Source organism: Paenibacillus sp. 2TAB19, assembly GCF_052115185.1.
Taxonomy (GTDB): domain Bacteria; phylum Bacillota; class Bacilli; order Paenibacillales; family Paenibacillaceae; genus Pristimantibacillus.
Genome location: NZ_JBFRGE010000053.1, coordinates 15770 through 33485 on the forward strand (window position 1 = coordinate 15770; position 17716 = coordinate 33485).

General features: G+C 51.3%; 17 protein-coding genes. 10 read left to right on the top strand and 7 right to left on the bottom strand.

Translation table 11 applies throughout. The annotated features are described in order from the left end of the window. Positions 1 to 5: 5 nt before the first annotated feature. Positions 6 to 1421 carry a 3-isopropylmalate dehydratase large subunit gene (gene leuC / locus AB4Z33_RS21285; RefSeq protein WP_442051807.1) on the bottom strand — a complete coding sequence of 472 codons (1416 nt, stop codon included), beginning with the start codon at positions 1419 to 1421 and terminating at the stop codon, positions 6 to 8. A 165-nt stretch (positions 1422 to 1586) separates the two neighbouring features. Here leuC and AB4Z33_RS21290 point away from each other — a divergent pair, with 165 nt between their 5' ends. Then, complete coding sequence (locus AB4Z33_RS21290; RefSeq protein ID WP_337103417.1) at positions 1587 to 2480, top strand: LysR family transcriptional regulator; 894 nt, start codon at positions 1587 to 1589, stop codon at positions 2478 to 2480. Here the strand turns inward: AB4Z33_RS21290 and AB4Z33_RS21295 are convergent, their stop codons facing one another. After that, the gene (locus AB4Z33_RS21295; protein ID WP_442051808.1) at positions 2481 to 3281 is read right to left on the bottom strand and encodes a carbon-nitrogen family hydrolase; all 801 of its coding nucleotides are present in this window, start codon (positions 3279 to 3281) and stop codon (positions 2481 to 2483) included. A gap of 122 nt (positions 3282 to 3403) precedes the next feature. Here AB4Z33_RS21295 and AB4Z33_RS21300 point away from each other — a divergent pair, with 122 nt between their 5' ends. From AB4Z33_RS21300 to AB4Z33_RS21340, 9 genes are all read left to right on the top strand, one after another. After that, on the top strand, positions 3404 to 3883 hold the full coding sequence (locus tag AB4Z33_RS21300; RefSeq protein ID WP_442051809.1) for a hypothetical protein: 480 nt from the start codon (positions 3404 to 3406) through the stop codon (positions 3881 to 3883). 127 nt (positions 3884 to 4010) lie between these two features. Further along, the gene (locus tag AB4Z33_RS21305) at positions 4011 to 5201 is read left to right on the top strand and encodes a pyridoxal phosphate-dependent aminotransferase (protein ID WP_442051810.1); all 1191 of its coding nucleotides are present in this window, start codon (positions 4011 to 4013) and stop codon (positions 5199 to 5201) included. A 393-nt stretch (positions 5202 to 5594) separates the two neighbouring features. Beyond that, positions 5595 to 6698, top strand: coding sequence for a glutamate 5-kinase (gene proB / locus AB4Z33_RS21310; RefSeq protein ID WP_442051830.1), 1104 nt, complete (start codon positions 5595 to 5597; stop codon positions 6696 to 6698). Between the two features lie 31 nt (positions 6699 to 6729). Further along, positions 6730 to 7986: a glutamate-5-semialdehyde dehydrogenase gene (locus AB4Z33_RS21315; protein WP_442051811.1), complete on the top strand. Its 1257-nt coding sequence runs from the start codon at positions 6730 to 6732 to the stop codon at positions 7984 to 7986. Positions 7987 to 8020: 34 nt separating this feature from the next. Beyond that, the gene (gene proC / locus AB4Z33_RS21320) at positions 8021 to 8890 is read left to right on the top strand and encodes a pyrroline-5-carboxylate reductase (RefSeq protein ID WP_442051812.1); all 870 of its coding nucleotides are present in this window, start codon (positions 8021 to 8023) and stop codon (positions 8888 to 8890) included. Continuing rightward, positions 8887 to 10116, top strand: a complete 1230-nt coding sequence (locus tag AB4Z33_RS21325; protein WP_442051813.1) for a 2,3-diketo-5-methylthiopentyl-1-phosphate enolase — start codon at positions 8887 to 8889, stop codon at positions 10114 to 10116. The genes proC and AB4Z33_RS21325 overlap by 4 nt, the downstream gene beginning before the upstream one ends. After that, complete coding sequence (locus tag AB4Z33_RS21330; RefSeq protein ID WP_442051814.1) at positions 10116 to 10796, top strand: 2-hydroxy-3-keto-5-methylthiopentenyl-1-phosphate phosphatase; 681 nt, start codon at positions 10116 to 10118, stop codon at positions 10794 to 10796. The genes AB4Z33_RS21325 and AB4Z33_RS21330 overlap by 1 nt, the downstream gene beginning before the upstream one ends. Beyond that, the gene (mtnB, locus tag AB4Z33_RS21335; protein ID WP_442051815.1) at positions 10786 to 11433 is read left to right on the top strand and encodes a methylthioribulose 1-phosphate dehydratase; all 648 of its coding nucleotides are present in this window, start codon (positions 10786 to 10788) and stop codon (positions 11431 to 11433) included. Before AB4Z33_RS21330 ends, mtnB begins: the two co-directional genes overlap by 11 nt. A 127-nt stretch (positions 11434 to 11560) precedes the next feature. Next, positions 11561 to 12574, top strand: a complete 1014-nt coding sequence (locus AB4Z33_RS21340; RefSeq protein WP_442051816.1) for a MerR family transcriptional regulator — start codon at positions 11561 to 11563, stop codon at positions 12572 to 12574. Positions 12575 to 12637: 63 nt separating this feature from the next. Here the strand turns inward: AB4Z33_RS21340 and AB4Z33_RS21345 are convergent, their stop codons facing one another. The 5 genes from AB4Z33_RS21345 to AB4Z33_RS21365 form a co-directional block, all read right to left on the bottom strand. After that, positions 12638 to 13330, bottom strand: a complete 693-nt coding sequence (locus tag AB4Z33_RS21345; RefSeq protein WP_442051817.1) for a DnaD domain protein — start codon at positions 13328 to 13330, stop codon at positions 12638 to 12640. A 21-nt stretch (positions 13331 to 13351) separates the two neighbouring features. Continuing rightward, entirely contained in the window at positions 13352 to 14563 is a 1212-nt protein-coding gene (locus tag AB4Z33_RS21350; protein WP_442051818.1) for an acetate/propionate family kinase, read from the bottom strand. Next, positions 14563 to 15435 carry a 3-hydroxyacyl-CoA dehydrogenase family protein gene (locus AB4Z33_RS21355; RefSeq protein WP_442051819.1) on the bottom strand — a complete coding sequence of 291 codons (873 nt, stop codon included), beginning with the start codon at positions 15433 to 15435 and terminating at the stop codon, positions 14563 to 14565. The genes AB4Z33_RS21350 and AB4Z33_RS21355 overlap by 1 nt, the downstream gene beginning before the upstream one ends. Positions 15436 to 15608: 173 nt before the next feature. Further along, positions 15609 to 17093 (bottom strand): AAA family ATPase, encoded by a 1485-nt coding sequence (locus AB4Z33_RS21360; protein WP_442051831.1) that lies wholly within the window; start codon positions 17091 to 17093, stop codon positions 15609 to 15611. A gap of 1 nt (position 17094) precedes the next feature. Beyond that, a complete protein-coding gene (locus AB4Z33_RS21365; RefSeq protein WP_442051820.1) occupies positions 17095 to 17634 on the bottom strand; it encodes a hypothetical protein in 540 nt (179 codons plus the stop codon). Positions 17635 to 17716: the final 82 nt, after the last annotated feature.

Sequence of the window (17716 nt, forward strand, 5' to 3'; positions counted from 1 at the left end):
TTCAATTAGTTCAACACTTCGGTTTTGATTTCCCAATCGCGTACGTCTGTGAAGCGTCCGTTAACAGCTGCAGCGACAGCCATAGCCGGCGATACAAGGTGCGTACGTCCGCCGCGGCCTTGACGACCCTCGAAGTTACGGTTGGAAGTCGATGCGCAGCGTTGGCCTGGTTTCAATACGTCCGGATTCATCGCCAGACACATCGAGCAGCCAGCATCACGCCATTCGAAGCCCGCTTCTGTGAAGATTTTGTCGAGGCCTTCCTTCTCCGCTTGAATCTTAACGCGGCCGGAGCCCGGTACGACAATTGCCGTTACTTTCTCGCTTACTTTGTAGCCGCGAGCGATCTCTGCTGCAGCGCGCAAGTCTTCGATACGGCCGTTCGTGCAAGAGCCGATGAACACATAATCGATTTCGATTTCCGTCATAGGCGTGCCTGGTTTCAAATCCATATACTCAAGCGCAGCTTCTGCGGCTTTGCGCTCATTCTCGGTAGGAAGGTCAGCAGGGAATGGTACTTTTGCCGTAATGTTAGTACCCATACCCGGGCTCGTTCCCCAAGTTACTTGCGGGATCAAAGCGTCAACGTCAAAGTATACAACCGTGTCGTATTCAGCGCCCTCATCCGTCGTCAGTTGTTTCCAAGCCTCTACTGCTTCTTCATAGTTCGCTGGCGCGTATTCGCGGCCGCGAAGGTAGTTGAACGTCGTTTCGTCCGGTGCGATCAGACCTGCGCGGGCGCCGGCTTCGATCGACATGTTGCAGACCGTCATACGTTCTTCCATTGTCAGGCTAGTGATCGCTTCGCCCGTATACTCGATTACATAACCTGTTGCGAAGTCCGTGCCGCCTTGAGCGATTACGCCGAGGATCATGTCCTTCGCCGTTACGCCAGGCTTGCGCGTGCCGTTGAAGCGAATTTCCATCGTCTTCGCTTTCGATTGCTGCAAGCATTGCGTTGCAAGAACGTGCTCAACCTCGCTCGTTCCGATACCGAATGCAAGTGCGCCGAATGCGCCGTGCGTCGAAGTGTGGCTGTCGCCGCAAACGATTGTTTTACCCGGATGCGTCAAGCCAAGCTCAGGTCCCATAACGTGAACGACGCCTTGATCGATGCTGTCAAGATCGAACAGCTTAACGCCGAAGTCTTTACAGTTCTGCGTCAGCGTATCGATCTGCTGCTTCGAGATCGGATCGCTAATATTGAACCGGTCTTTGGTAGGTACGTTGTGATCCATCGTTGCGAATGTCAGGTCAGGACGGCGCACTTTGCGGCCCGAAAGGCGAAGGCCTTCGAACGCTTGCGGCGATGTAACCTCGTGCACAAGCTGCAAGTCGATATAAATTACGCTCGGCTTGCCTGTTTCTTGATGAATGACGTGATTATCCCAGATCTTCTCAAACATTGTCTTTTTCGTCATTATGCTCACCCCATCATTTACTTGAATCTTTCTGCTCTGTTAACTGAACCTATCATAGCATTTCTTTCTTCATTGAACCAAGATATAATATCTATAACGTCTATAGGTAATAACTATAATGGAAATAATGTTTACAACTTTTACAATCGAAAGTAGGAAATGACCATGGAGCTTAGACAATTGCAATATGTCATTCAAATTGCTATTGAAAAAAATTTCTCGAGAGCGGCCGAGAAGCTGCATATCGCGCAGCCTTCTCTCAGCCAACAGCTATCCAAGCTGGAGCAAGAAATCGGCGTATTATTGTTTCGCCGTACGACGAACTCTGTTGAGCTCACGCAAGCAGGACAAGTGTTCGTTAATAAATCGCAATCGATACTTGATGCCGTCGAGCAATTGAAGCAAGAGATGGACGACATGGCTCAGATGCGCCGCGGCCGCCTCGTCGTAGGTACGCTGCCGATAACCGGCTCTCATATACTTCCGCTCGTCCTTCCTGTCTTCGGCGCTCAATATCCGCAGATCGAGGTTGTGCTCGTCGAGGATACGACGTCAAAGCTTGAACAATTGACCGCAAGCGGCGGTACCGACTTAAGTCTGCTTTCGCTGCCGCTGATCGATGCGTCGCTGTCCTGGGAGCCTTTTTTAGAGGAAGAAATATGTCTAGCCGTCCCCCCCCATCATCAGCTTGCGAACCGACAGGAGCCCATCGACATTAGTGAATTGCAGGAAGAGCCGTTCATTGTCCTCAAGCGCGGACAGGGCTTCCGTCAAATAACGGTAGAGCTATGCGAACAATCCGGCTTCACGCCTCGCATCGTATTCGAGAGCAGCAATATGGAGACGATCCAGTCGCTCGTAGCAGGCGGCATGGGCATAGCCTTCGTTCCGCAGATGCTTACACGGCCCAAAGGCTCGGAATTCGCTCCCGCCTACCTCTCATTCACGACGAAGCCGACTCGCACCCTTGTTATAGCGAGCCGCAAAGGCCGTTATTTGTCCAAGGCTGCTGAAGCCTTTATTCGAACCTTAAATAAGACATTAACCAATTACCGTTAATTATTCGTTGTAAAGCGCAGGTCTGCGATCCTCGAATACGGGGATTTTGTTTCTTACCGTATCGACTAACGATAAGTCGATGTCGGCATACAGAATCGTTTCTTCCTCGCCCGCTTCGGCGATCGTCTCGCCCCATGGATCAAGCACCATCGAATGACCGAAGAAACTCGTATCTCCGCTCTTGCCCATCCGATTGCAGGCAATGACGAACATTTGATTCTCGATTGCGCGCGCGGTCAGCAGCGTGCGCCAATGATGCAGGCGCGGATGCGGCCATTCCGCTGGCACGAACAGCAGCTTCGCGCCTTGCAGCGCCAGCTTCCGCGCAAGCTCCGGGAACCGAATGTCGTAGCAGATCATCATACCGGCTTGCTCGCCCTCGATGGTGAGCGATCCCGGCTTGTCTCCTGCCTGCAAATACTTCTCTTCATCCATAAGACGGAACAGATGAATTTTGGAATAATCCCCTGCTGCGCTGCCTTCACGATCGAAGGCGTACGTAGTGTTGTAGACGCCGTCCGATTTCGCCTCTGCGATCGAACCGGCAACAATATGAACCTGATGCTCTTTGGCGAAGCTTGAGAGCATGGCTTTCGTGCGCTCCCCGTTTTTGTCAGCAAGACTTTCAATTTCAGTAAGCGCGTAACCGGTATTCCACATTTCCGGGAACACGATTACATCAGGTTTCTTTGCCCCAGAAACAGCCTCCTCCAGCATTTCCTTCAACCTGCCAAAGTTTGCCTCCGGATTTCCCGCTTCTATATTCATTTGCAGCAAAGCAAGCCGCAACGCCGTTGTCATATCCGCTTCCTCCAGTTACATCATTATTTTCCCTAATGATACCCTCTCATGGTTCAGTGTCAAGATGGGAACGTTATGGATACAGTCCTAACTACTATGCAGTCAACAAAGGAGAATTGCCCATGTGGCTCAAACGAGCAACGATCATGCTAATCGCATGTTTCGCAATGATCATGGCAGGCCAATCCGCATCCGCGTATGTATTTGACCCTGCTCAGAGTAATAACGAAACGTTGTCTGAGATTGAACAAAAGCCCGTGCAAGTATTTGATGTCGCTGCCGGCAAAGTCGTCAAGACGATAGCTAACGATGCCAGCTTTCAGAAGATGGCTGCTGATTGGGTTGGCTCCATTACCGACCTTGCTCCCCAACTGTCGGCTGATGAGAGCTGCGGCTATGTATACCGAGTACCGCTAACGAAACCCGTTACGATTAAGGTTAAGGAGATTTCGGTATCGACAGCCGATCTTTTCTTATTTTATTGCAAAGACAAGCCGCCGCTTCTGCTCGCATTTGACGAGAACCGCAAGCCGTTCTTATTTTTAGTCAAAGCCGACATTAAGCCATTTATTCAAAAAGTAGGAATCCCGGCTCTCCCGTAAGGCTTATATCGCATCTAATCGAACAGGCTCGAAGCGACCGCTTCGGCCTGTTTTTTGCTTCTCTTCATGATCCATTCATGCTACATTATTAAAATATATGAAGTATTAATCAGGTGGAGTGAATCGAATGGAAACAAATATCGGGCAACAACGCATTGAGCCTGCGGAACGTATGAAAGTGCTTCCGACGCAATTTTTCGCCAAGCTGGTTGGCAAGGCGAACGCGCAAGCCGCCAAAGGCCATGATGTAATCAACTTGGGACAAGGCAATCCGGACCAGCCGACCCCTTCCCATATCGTAGCGAAGCTGCAAGAGTCAGCCGCGAACCCTCTTTATCATAAATATCCTCCTTTCAGCGGCTACGCCTTTCTGAAGGAAGCTGTCGCCAAGCGATATAAGGAGGATTACGACGTCGATGTTGATCCAGCCACTGAGGTAGCAATTCTATTCGGCGGCAAGACCGGACTAGTGGAAATTAGCCAATGTCTGCTTAATCCTGGCGATGTATGCCTTGTACCGGACCCCGGTTATCCGGATTATTGGTCTGGCGTTGCGCTCGCAGGCGCCGAAATGTCGTTTATGCCGTTAACGGCGAATAACGATTACTTGCCGGATTACAGCGCGATAACACCGGATATCGCAAGGCGTGCCAAGCTGATGTTCATGAACTACCCGAACAACCCGACAGGTGCAGTTGCAACCAGCGAGTTCTACGCGGAGACGGTGAAGTTCGCCGCAGAGCAAGGAATCGTCGTCGCAAGCGATTTCGCGTACGGGGCAATCGGATTCGACGGCAAGAAGCCGATCAGTTTCTTGCAGACGCCTGGCGCTAAGGAAGTCGGCGTAGAGTTTTATACGTTGTCCAAGACGTATAATATGGCAGGCTGGCGCGTAGGTTTTGCAATCGGGAATGCGCAGATCGTATCGCTAATCAACTTGATTCAGGATCATTATTATTGCAGCCTGTTCGGCGGCATCCAAGAGGCGGCTGCTCTTGCGCTTACCGGTCCTCAAGACTGCGTAGTCGAATTGACAGCTAGATATGAGAGCCGCCGTGAAGCGCTGTTCTCTGCGCTTGAGCTGATCGGCTGGAAGGCCGCTCGTCCCGGCGGCTCGTTCTTCTGCTGGCTGCCTGTGCCTGAAGGACATACGTCGCAGTCCTTCGCCGATCTTGTCCTCCAGGAAGCAGACGTTGTCGTCGCGCCGGGCATCGGCTTCGGCGAGCATGGCGAGGGCTTCGTGCGCCTCGGATTGCTGACAAGTGAAGAACGGCTTCAAGAGGCTGTCTTCCGCATAGGCAAGTTAGGTCTGTTCTAAGCTCCGCTAATTGCCTGGCATGCCGTTTGCCTTGCTTTACAGCGCGCCGCGAAACATGATATGCTAAGTTCAATTGAACACGAAACGTGATGACGGGACCAGTAAGCGAGATCAGGTCGTGAACAGAGAGTAAATTCCGCCGGGCTGTAAGAATTTACCTCGACCCCTTGCCGAACCTACCTCCGAGCGGCCGGCGATTGCCGGACAGCGCCTTCTGTTACAAGGCTTAAGCTGGATGTGCCGACGAAGACGGCCGTCAACAAAGGTGGTACCGCGGAAGTTTAGACTTTCGTCCTTTATGGACGGAGGTCTTTTTTGTTTTTGTTCAAATATAGGACGACAACCGTTTACGCTTGTTGATTCATGAATCATAATCGGGGAAGTGATTTTATTATGTCCGAACGAATTGTTGTTAAGATCGGCAGCAGCTCTCTCACGTCCGAGGAAGGCGGCTTGAACAACGAGCGGATCCATTATTTTGCCTCGGAGCTAGCTGCTCTACATGCGAGCGGTCACAGCGTTATGCTCGTTACATCGGGAGCTGTTGCGGCCGGATTCCGTCAGATCGGATACGCATCAAGGCCGAAGGCCGTTCATGAGAAGCAGGCGGCTGCGGCCGTCGGCCAAGCACTGCTTATGCAGGCTTATCAAGAAGCTTTCAGCAAGTACGGTATGGTCGCTGCCCAAATCTTGCTTACACGCGCCGATTTCTCCAATCGCAGGCGCATTCAGAACGCTCTGATGACGCTTGAAGAATTGCTGCATAAGCGAATTATTCCAATCATCAATGAAAACGATACGGTAGCTACAGATGAGCTGGTGCCCAAGTTCGGCGATAATGACAATCTGTCTGCTCTTGTAGCTGCTATGGCGAAAGCCTCCAAGCTGCTCATCATTACGGACATGGACGGCTTGTATACCGAGGACCCTCGCAAAAACCCGCAAGCGGTCAAGATTGAGCGCGTCGAGCAAATATCCGAGGATATTATGAAGCTTGCCGGCGGAGCAGGCTCGTCGGTTGGCACAGGCGGCATGCGCTCTAAGATTGAAGCAGCCCGCATTGCCATGCGCGGCGGCGTCCCTGCCTTCATCGGCAAGGTGCAGCAGGAAGGTGATCTTGCGTTAGCCGTTGGCGGCAATGGACGAGGCACGTACTTCGACACGAAGCTGCATAGTCTTCCAATGAAGAAGCAATGGCTTGGCTTCCATTCGATGCCGCAAGGCCGGATCACGGTTGATGACGGCGCCGTTACCGCGCTGATCAAGGGCGGCAAGAGCCTCCTCCCTGCCGGGATAACGGCAATTGAAGGCGAGTTTCATTCTGGAGACGTCGTAGAGGTTGTCACGCCTCAAGGCGAGACGATCGGACGCGGCGTCATTAATTATGAGGCTTGGCAAATCCAAGCGGTCGTCGGGTTGTCGACCGAGGAAGTGAAGCGCCGGGTTGACGTCGGAAGAATCGAAGTCATACATCGAGATGAATGGATTACGTTATAACCATAACGATTCATAAAGGAGGCACATTGAAATGTTAAGTGAAGTGAGACAGAAAGCTACGCTTGCGCAGACAGCCGCGAGCACAATGAATAATCTAACAACCGAGCAGAAGAATGAAGCGCTAGCGCGTATGGCCGATCGGTTAATCGCTGAGAGCGAGGCCATCATTGCGGCGAATGGTCTTGATCTGCAGCGGGGACGGGATCAAGGCACCAGCCCATCCCTGCTCGACCGACTAGCATTGAATGAGGCCCGCGTTGAAGCGATTGCGGAAGGGCTTCGTCAAATTGTCGCACTTCCTGATCCTGTAGGTGAATTGCTTGAGCAATTCGATCGTCCTAACGGCCTGAGCGTCGAGAAGCGCCGTGTTCCGCTTGGCGTGATCGGCATGATTTATGAAGCGCGTCCTAACGTAACCGTTGATGCAACCGGCTTATGCCTCAAGACTGGCAATAGTGTCGTCCTAAGAGGCGGCTCTGCGGCTATCGAATCGAACCGCAAAATCGTGGAGGTGCTGCGCAGCGCGCTTGCCGAGACGGCTCTGCCGGCAGATGCCATCCAGCTCATCGAAGACTCTGACCGCGCTTCCGTCAATGAAATGCTGAAGCTTAACGGGCTCTTAGACGTCGTTATTCCGCGCGGCGGCGCTTCACTTATCCGGAATGTCGTCGAGAACGCGACAGTGCCGGTCATCGAGACGGGCGCAGGCATTTGTCATACGTTTGTTGACGATAGCGCAATCTATCAAATGGCGGCTGACATTGCATTCAACGCGAAGGTTCAACGTCCTTCGGTCTGCAACTCCATGGAGACGCTGCTCGTACACGAAGCATTCGCCGAGCGCCATCTCGCGCAGCTTGCTGAAATTTTCGTTGAAGCGAACGTTGAGCTTCGAGGCAGCAGCCGTGTCGCCGAGCTTCTGAGCGGCGTTCAAGTTAAGCCTGCTACGGATGAGGATTATGCAACGGAATATAATGATTACATTATGAATGTCCGCATTGTCGCTAATCTGGATGAAGCGCTCGAGCATATTCGTAAATTCGGAACGAAGCATTCGGAATGTATCGTTACGGAGAACGCGGATAATGCTGAACGTTTTATTCAAGAAATAGATGCGGCAGCCGTTTATCATAACGCCTCCACTCGCTTCACGGACGGCTTCGAATTCGGCTTTGGAGCGGAGATCGGCATTAGCACGCAGAAGCTTCACGCACGCGGTCCAATGGGACTGCCTGCATTAACATCGACCAAATACCGCATATACGGCAACGGACAAATTCGCGGTTAATCATAATCAACTATTTAGCTTGGAGGAGAATCTCATGACGCAATTAACGCAAACCGGCATTGCATCGCTGCAGCTCTGCTTCTATGGAGCCGGCTCCATGGCCGAAGCAATCGCACGGGGAATCATTAATGAAGAACTACTTGCCTCAGGACAAATCTCAATGCTTAATCGTCAAAATCAAGAGAGACTGACGGAGCTTCATTCCCAATACGGCGTTCAAACGATCCTTCAAGGGGCGAGCAACGATGCTTATATCCAGCAAGCGGATATTATCTTCCTCGCCATGAAGCCGAAGGATGCCGCGGAAGCTATTAAAGGAATGAAGTCGCTCGTATCGACGAATCAGCTTATTATTTCGGTCATTGCGGGACTATCGATCGCATCGATCGAACAACTGCTCGGCGCGCCTGTACCGATTGTTCGCGCGATGCCGAATACGTCCAGTACGATTGGACTTGGCGCTACGGGAATCAGCTATTCGGAGCATGTTACGGAGCAGCAGCGACAACTGACAGAGGCGATCTTCAAGTCGGTCGGCATTACGGCGACGGTTGAAGAACCGCTTCAATCCGCTATTACCGGCGTATCCGGCAGCGGCCCGGCATATGTGTACTACTTCATGGAAGCGATGATGAAGGCGGCTGGCGAGCTTGGTCTTGACGCCGGCGCAGCGAAGGAGCTTGTCGTGCAAACGGTACTCGGCGCGGCGCAAATGGTTCGCGAGACCGGCGAAGAGCCAGCCGAGCTTCGGCGCAAAGTAACGTCTCCGAACGGAACGACACAAGCTGCCATTGAGAAAATGGCAGAATTCCAGCTCACGGAAACGATCATTAAAGGCATGCACCGCTCCGCTGAGCGTGCAGGCGAGTTAGGCGCTGCTATCGAGAGGAGCATTAACGAATGAGCGGAGTTTGTATAGCGACGTATCGTTCCTATGACGACAAAGCTGATTTTAACAAAAAGGCGCTCTCGATCGCGGTAGGTTTAACGGTTGGCAGTTGGACGGAGCTTCCCGAAGCGAAGAAAGCAGAGATGGAGAAGCATCTCGGCAAAGTGTTGTCGATCGATGTGCATGAACCGGCTAATGCCGCACCCGGCGAGCGATATGCCGATATTCGTATCGCATATCCCGATATTAACTTCAGCCAGGACATCCCTGCCCTGCTCGTCACCGTATTCGGCAAGCTGTCCATGGACGGACGCATCAAGCTGCTTGATCTCGACGTGTCGGACGACTTCGCATCCGTGTTCCCTGGTCCGAAGTTCGGCTTGAACGGCGTTCGTGATCTGCTTGGCGTTCACGACCGTCCGCTGCTTATGAGTATTTTCAAGTCCGTTGTCGGCCATGATCTCGCTAACCTGCAGGATCAATTCTACAAACAAGCGCTTGGCGGCGTCGATCTGATTAAGGACGATGAAATATTGTTCGAGAATCCGCTCACTCCGCTGGAGAAACGCGTCGAAGCGTGCATGGAAGCCGCGCGCAAAGCCGAGCAGGAAACGGGTCAGAAACTGCTCTACGCGGTTAATCTGACAGGTCCAACCTCGCAGCTTGCTGCTAATGCTCGCAAAGCAATTGCGGCTGGAGCGAATGCTTTGCTGTTCAATGTACTGTCGTATGGCTATGACGTGCTGCATGAGCTAAGCAGTGATAGTGCGATTAATGTTCCGATCGCATCGCATCCGGCTCTGGCCGGCGCTATGTATCCATCGCCTCATTACGGCATTAGTGCTTCCTTGCTCCTTGGCAAGCTGATGAGGCTTGCCGGCGCCGATCTTGCGCTCTTCCCTTCCCCGTACGGTTCCGTCGTCATGCCGAAGGAAGAGAATATGGCCGTAAAGGAAGCTCTGCTGCAGCCGCTGCATCAATTGCGGACAAGCTTCCCGGTTCCATCGGCAGGCATTCATCCTGGACTTGTGCCGCTCATCTTGAAGGACTTCGGCACCGATGTCGTCGTGAACGCCGGAGGAGGCATTCACGGTCATCCGATGGGTACGGCAGCCGGAGGACAAGCATTCCGTATGGCGTTTACGGCAACGTTGAACGGCGTTCCGCTTCGCGAAGCTGCGCTGCAGGAAGGCAACGAGCCGCTGAAGGCGGCAATTGACGCTTGGGGGATTAAGGAATAATGACAGCTAAGAAACGCATCGTATTTTGTGATTTTGACGGAACCATTACGGTAAACGACAACATCGTTGCCATCATCAATCACTTCAATCCGCCGGGCTGGAAGGAGATTGCGGAGAAGACGCTCGCACAGGAGCTGTCCATTATGGATGGCGTCGGTCAAATGTTCCGCCTCCTTCCTGCTTCGCTAGAGCGAGATGTCGTTGAGTTCGGCATCACGAATGCTGCCATACGCGAGGGTTTCGCAGAGTTCCTAGCGTACTGCAAGGAAGAGCAGATCGAATTCTACGTAACAAGCGGCGGCATCGATTTCTTCATCTATCCGATTTTGTCGCAGTTCGGCATACCGGAGGATCATATCTATTGCAATGGAAGCGACTTCTCGGGTGACCATATCGAGATTACGTGGCCGAATCCTTGCGATCATGAATGCAGCAATAACTGCGGCATGTGCAAGACGACGATTATGCGCCGTTTTCCCGCTGATGAATATGAGAGAATCATTATTGGCGATAGCGTAACCGATTTTGAAGGCGCGAAGCTCGCTGACACCGTCTACTCCCGCTCCTACCTGACAACAAAGTGCAGAGAGCTTGGAATCGCACATACCGAATACGAGACTTTCCATGACATTATAAATAGCATGAAGTCCGAGAGGAGTCACATCCAGCATGAGCTTTGATCAAATTGCATTAGAAGATAAGCAGAAGGCGTTCGCTGATCTGCGCGATGTAAAAGAGCTTTTCTCCTCACGCGGCTGGTTCCCGGGCACAAGCGGTAATTTGTCTGTACGCGTCGGCGATTACAGCCCTGAACAATTCCAGTTTGCCATTACGGCAAGCGGCAAGGACAAGACCGTTCACACGCCCGAGGATTATTTGTTCGTCGACCAAGACGGCAAGCCTTGCGAGTCAACCCGTCTTAAGCCGTCGGCCGAAACGTTAATCCATTGCGAGATTTACCGTCTTACGGGCGCTGGAGCTATTTTTCACATTCATTCCGTATTCAATAGCATCGTTTCTGAATATTTCTGGGATCGCAAGGCTGTGCCCGTAGATGGCGTCGAGCTGATTAAAGGTCTTAATATATGGGAGGAAGAGGCCCATATTGATATACCGATCGTATCGAACTTCGCTAACATACCATCGATTATCCCTGAAGTAACGGATCGGCTTGATAGCCGAATTCCAGGTATTCTGCTTCGCAAGCATGGCATATATGCTTGGGGCGCTAACGCGTTCGAGGCGAAACGCCACATCGAAACGTTCGAATTTCTATTCGAATACGTCTATCGCTGGGAGCTTCTGAACAAACGCTAATCCGTAAACAAAAGAACCAGTCAACCCGCTAAAGGTCGACTGGTTTCTTCGTATCTATAAGGATTGACTTGACTTTGACGCAGCGTCAAGGTCCATCATGGTATCAAGCAGGACAGGAGGAAAACAGGTGAAAGTACATGAAGCAGCACGAAGCTTAGGCGTGACTCCGCGAACGTTGCGATTTTATGAAGAGAAAGGACTTGTTCATCCATACAAAGAACCAAACAGCGGTTACCGTGCTTATTCGGATATCGATATGACGAAGCTTCGCTGGGCGGTCTCACTGAGAGAGCTTGGAATGCCCCTTTCCGTCATCAAAGAAGCACTTCAAGCCATCGATCGGCCCTTAGAGTTCATTCGTATAGTTGACCAGGCAAGAGCTCTGCTCTACGAAGATTGGGTCGCGGCAACGCAATCGCTTCAAGCGTTAGACCAGACGATCCGATCATGGCAGCAGCTGGGCGAAACACAGCTTGCCGATGCCGAAGAAGCGGCTTTGCGTATGAAACAAAATCGGATGATCCGCGAATCATGGTCTGATCAGTGGAACTATAATGAGATGGCCGTCCGATATGGCATAGAAGCACCGCTAGCTGCACTGGAAGGCCTTATTACGGCAGAACAATATGAGCACGCATTAATTCGCACCCTTGATTGGATTGACCCTAAGGAGGGCGATAGAGGCCTTGAGCTTGGCGGCGGATCGGGAAATCTATCAGTCATGCTGGCTAGCGCAGGAGCAAGTCTCACCGTCGTGGAACAATCTGTGGCAATGATCGACCTGCTTCATGCTCGGATACCGCATGCCTCGATTAAGCAAGGCAATATGCTCGCATTGCCGCTTGCCGAATCCAACTTTTCATTTATCGGCTGCAGCTTCGCATTCCGCCATCTCAGCTCGTCTCAGCAATTACTTGCGCTCGAGGAGATGAATCGCGTGCTGCTCCCGGGCGGTCGAATCATAATTACCGATATTATGCAAACCGCGACTTACGAAGAAGTAACCGATACGACAGTTCAGCCTCTTCCTCTGCAACATTGGCTCACTGCACGCGGCTACTCCGTTGTTGCCGAAGAGCTCCACTCGTCTGTTTACCTGCTTTATGCCCTTCGAATGAACAAAAACCGTCAGGAAAGTTAATCCTGACGGTCCTATGAAATCATACTCAAGCGTTATCCACAATCCGGCTCCGATTATGAACTTCTAGTTTCGACCGCCGCCGCGGAACTTCTGGGAATGCGCTCGCGCTTCGTCTACGTTCGTAACCCGGTTGCGTCCCCATTCGAACAAAATCCGGTCGATATATTTGAGACTTAGTTTGCCTGCGAACACAGCTTCCTTTAATGCGAGAAGAATGAGTTCCTCTGTATATCGGTCTTGATCAAGCCAGACGCTAATCGTCTCGCACTCGAATGGCGACAGCAGACGGCCGAATTCCTGCTCGAACACATGGAACATTTCGCCGGCGCTTGTAACCGGTTCTGCTGTTGCTTTCATGAGCTGGCGCTCCGCCTTCTTCGTCTCCCGCTTGTGCTCGGCAGTCCAATCAGCCGCCTTCATCAGCCAGCCGCTCCAATTGTATCGCTCCGATTGCATACCGGTAACGCTATCGATATATTCGTCTATCGTCAAAAATTGATCCTTGATGAGCCTGTTCAGCATTTGTCCGATCGCTCTTGAGCCCGTGCCCATACGGTTCGCAAGCTCCTCCGGCGTCGGAAAATCGTTGTGCTCTACCTCTGCGAAAGCAATAAGCTGCAGCAGCAGCATCGCCTCTGAGTCGGATAATTCCAGATCCCTATAACTGCGGAGCAGCATGGCTGACAAATAAACGCCGCCTTCTTGCAGCGCGGCAGCCATGCCATGTGAATAGGCTTTCCATATTTCGTTGCTCATCGTCTGCCGGCCCCCTTCTCCTTATGACGAATGTGCCGCCTTAACCAGCTCATACGTATCTCTCGCGATAAGCAGCTCTTCATTTGTCGGAACAACCAAAACTTTCACACGCGAGCTGTCCTTCGATATTTCACGTACTTCCTTGCTGCGAACCGTGTTGCGCTCGTCATCGATCTCGATGCCAAGGAACGTAATGCCCTCGCACACGGCCTTTCTTACTGCCGAAGAGTTCTCGCCCACGCCTGCCGTGAAAACAAGCGTGTCTATACCGTTCATTGCCGCTGCGTAAGCGCCAATATATTTCTTCAACCGATACACATACATATCGAATGCCAGCTTGGCGTTTTTGTCGCCGTCCTCCATCGCCTCAGTAATCTCGCGCATGTCGCTGCTGATTCCTGATATGGCAATCATGCCGCTATGCTTATTAAGCATCGAGTTCACTTCATTCAGCGTAAGCTCTTCTTTGTTCATGACGAATGGAACGATTGCCGGATCGATATCGCCGCTGCGCGTGCCCATCATTAATCCTTCAAGCGGCGTCATCCCCATGCTCGTATCGAACGATTGACCATCCAATATAGCGGCACAACTAGCACCGTTACCGATATGGCAGGATACCATTTTCAAAGACGCAAGCGGCTTGCCCAAGTATGCGGCTGCTTGTCCGCTTACATACGAATGGGAGGTGCCGTGAAAGCCGTAACGACGAATCTTATGTCTGCGATACAACACTTTAGGAATAGGATATAAGTACGAAGTATTAGGCATCGTCTGATGGAACGCCGTATCGAATACGACGGCCTGCGGCACATGCGGCAGATTCGACTCAACAGCCGTAATCCCCATCATATGAGCCGGATTATGAAGCGGCGCCAAGTCGAATAACCTGCGAATCTCAAGCTTAACATCCTGGGTAACGAGAACCGAGCTCTTGAACACTTCACCCCCGTGTACAACACGATGCCCAACCGCATCAATCTCGTTCATACTGCCGATCACGCCATACTCTTTATTTGTCAGCATGTCGATGACCCGCTTAACCGCGGTTACGTGCTCTAGAATTTCACTTACGTCGCGAACCTCGGGCTTGCCCGCCGGCTCATGCGTCACAATCGAGGAATCCATACCGATTCGCTCCACTCTGCCGCTCGCAAGCACAGACTCATCCCTCATATCGTACAACTGATATTTTAACGACGAGCTTCCCGCATTAATGACAAGAACTTTCATTAGATTCGGTCTCCATCCTTATCGTATTTGAAAAAACCGACGCCCGACTTGGCGCCGAGATGACCTGCTCGCACCATCTTCTTGAGCACGATCGAAGGGCGATACTTCAGCTCGCCATATTCTCTGAACATCCGGTCTAGCGCAGCTAGCACCGAATCGAGACCGAACCGGTCAGCCATCTCGAATGGCCCATGCTGGAACGAATAGCCGATACGCATCGCGTTATCGATGTCTTCGGCGGAAGCGACGCCTTCTTCCAGCACATGCAGCGCTTCATTAATGAACAGGCAGATCAAGCGAGTCGTAACAAAGCCCGGCGACTCGAATACCATGATGCCTTTTTTGTGAATGATCTCATCGACAAAATGTTTCGCTCTGGAGAATGTATGCTCGGATGTCTTCAAACCGCGCACAAGCTCAACGATATCGATCTTCGATACCGGATAAATGAAGTGCATGCCGATCACGCGATCCGAATATTTCGTCACGCTGGCAAGTTCCGTTAAGCTTAGCGTAGACGTATTGCTTGCAAGAATCACGTCCGGGCCGCATATTTGGTCCAACTGCTCGAATATCGTTTTTTTGCTTTCCAAATCTTCCGTTATCGTCTCGATTACAAGTTCACATTCCGAGAGCTTGTCATAATCTGACGTTGTCTGCACGCGATTCATAATGAGCTTCCGCTCCGCCTGCGTGAGCGCCCATTTCTCGATCTGCTTATCGAGACTTAGGACGATCATTTCCATCCCATATGTCAAACGTTCTTGAGTACGCTCTACTACGATAACGTCCAAGCCATTGGCTGCAAGCATCTCTGTAATGCCTTGCCCCATCGTTCCCAGGCCGACGACACCAACTGTTTTAATCAACACTGCCCATTGCTCCTTTGAATCCGGTATACGATGCTCCCTTATAACCGGAATGCACGTTTTGAACGCATATGTAGTTCATTCTTATTATAACGAATTTCAACAAAAATAGAAGGCGGACATAGTGCCCGCCTTCAAATTGTAAGATTTGTTCTGCTATCATGCAACATATTTCGTCAAGCTGCAACTAACAATTTACGGAATTCATCGCCGCTAAGCATTTCCTCTTTCAGCAGCGTCTGAAGCGAGCTGGTGAACACGCCGCGTCTCTGTTCAAGCATCGTTTTTGTTTCCACCATCAGCTCATCCAATATCGTACGATTTATTCTTGCCCAAGCCTCGGGTGTCATCATCGAGGAATCTACGATCCCTTCCTCGGTCAGACCCGATTCCACTAACGTTTTCACGATATTCATCGCCTGCTCGAAGTCGCCTCGCGAGCCGGTGCTGCGCTCGCCATAGAACATTTCCTCGGCAGCCGCGCCGCCAAGCGCAATCATAATTTGACTGTTCAAGAACTGCGTTGTATACAAGTACCGATCCTGCTGCGGATTGTGCCGCACATAACCAAGTGCTTGTCCGCGCGGCGACAGTGCGACCTGCGATACGCTGCCGGGGCGAGTAAGCTCTGCCATAATCGCATGTCCAAGCTCATGAAGCGCCACGCGCTCTCGCTCTTCCTTTGTCGCCTCGCGGTCGGTCTTCTCGCCCATCATGACTTTATCAATCGCCATGGATAGATGACGCTCGATGATCGTTGCGCTTGATTCACGCATCGCATAGATAGCTGCTTCGTTCATCACACTTTCGAGCTGCGCCCCGGAGAAGCCGAACGACTCGGCTGCGACCTTATCCAAATCTACGGAATCATCCATAGGTTTATTATTTGCGTGGATATTTAGAATATGCAGTCTGCCCTTCTTGTCGGGAAGCTCAACGCCGATATGACGGTCGAAACGCCCTGGGCGAAGCAAGGCCGAGTCAAGCATCTCCTTGCGGTTCGTTGCCGCAATTAACAAGATGCGCGGCGATTCGTTCGGATGGATACCATCCATCTCAGTCAGCAGCTGATTGAGCGTCTGATCATACTCGCGATGCTGGCCGCCGTCTCTCTTGCCGCCGATAACCTCGATTTCATCAATAAAAATAACTGCGCTTTTTTTGCCTGCTTTCTTTGCTTTCGTCCGTGCCTCGGAGAACAAATCGCGAATACGGCCAGCACCGACACCGACATACATTTCTACGAATTCACTACCGGAAGCAGCCAAATAAATCGAATCCGTGTAGTGGGCAGCCGCTCTTGCGAGCAACGTCTTACCTGTCCCCGGCGGACCTGCCAATAAAATGCCTTTCATCGGACGTATGCCGAGCTTCGCGATCTGTTCCTGCTTGACTAGAAAATCAAGGGATTCAATAAGCTCCTGCTTCGCGCGATCTTGACCGCCAATCTGCTCGAACATAAGCGGTGCCGATTTAGTGCCGGCGCTGCGCTTCCGGCTTGATGCAGCCGTCATCCGTCCTTTGCCTCTTGCCAGATATACAAGCGCAAATCCTAATACACCAAGCATTACGATCGGAACGACATTCAAGCCAATATAAATAAAGAAAGCAATGAGTACCGGTACAACGCCGATTGCAATTTCCATCCCGTATTGGCGTATATTACGCATTTTCCCACACTCCCATCTGTGCAGGCGTTCTTGGCAATACGATAAACTTAACCGCATCATCCGTTTGCAACGTAATGTAAATGTTATTGTCGTCCATCTCGGTTTCAGCATGAATTGCAGGGTTATCGTGTCCTGCTTCTTCAAGCGCCTTAGGAATATTCGAGTAAGCTTTATTTTCCATCGCTTCCGCTACTTCGAACAGCGCTTGATACCAATAATCATCCAGCACCTTGTTCGATTCGTTAAGAACATCCAGCTTTAGTTCACGGCTGCCTATGGCGCTTTTACCATTATGATTAATCGATTGATAGATCTCGCGCAGATTCGCATCTTGCGATAACGTGACATCAATCGTTACTTGATCCTTGCTCATCTTCGGCTTTGCCGAACTCACAATTCCCGGCACGTCTGCAATCGCATCCTCAAGAGGCGCGGCAACAGCGACTTGATTATATATCGTATATCCGCCGAACAATACAGCAACGGATATAGCGGCTGTAACAATGACCGGTACGACGCTTATTTTTTTCATCTCTTTATCGCCTCCGATTTAATTGATAGATAAACCGTATATCAATCACGCTATACGAAATTATATCATATCTATCAGCAGA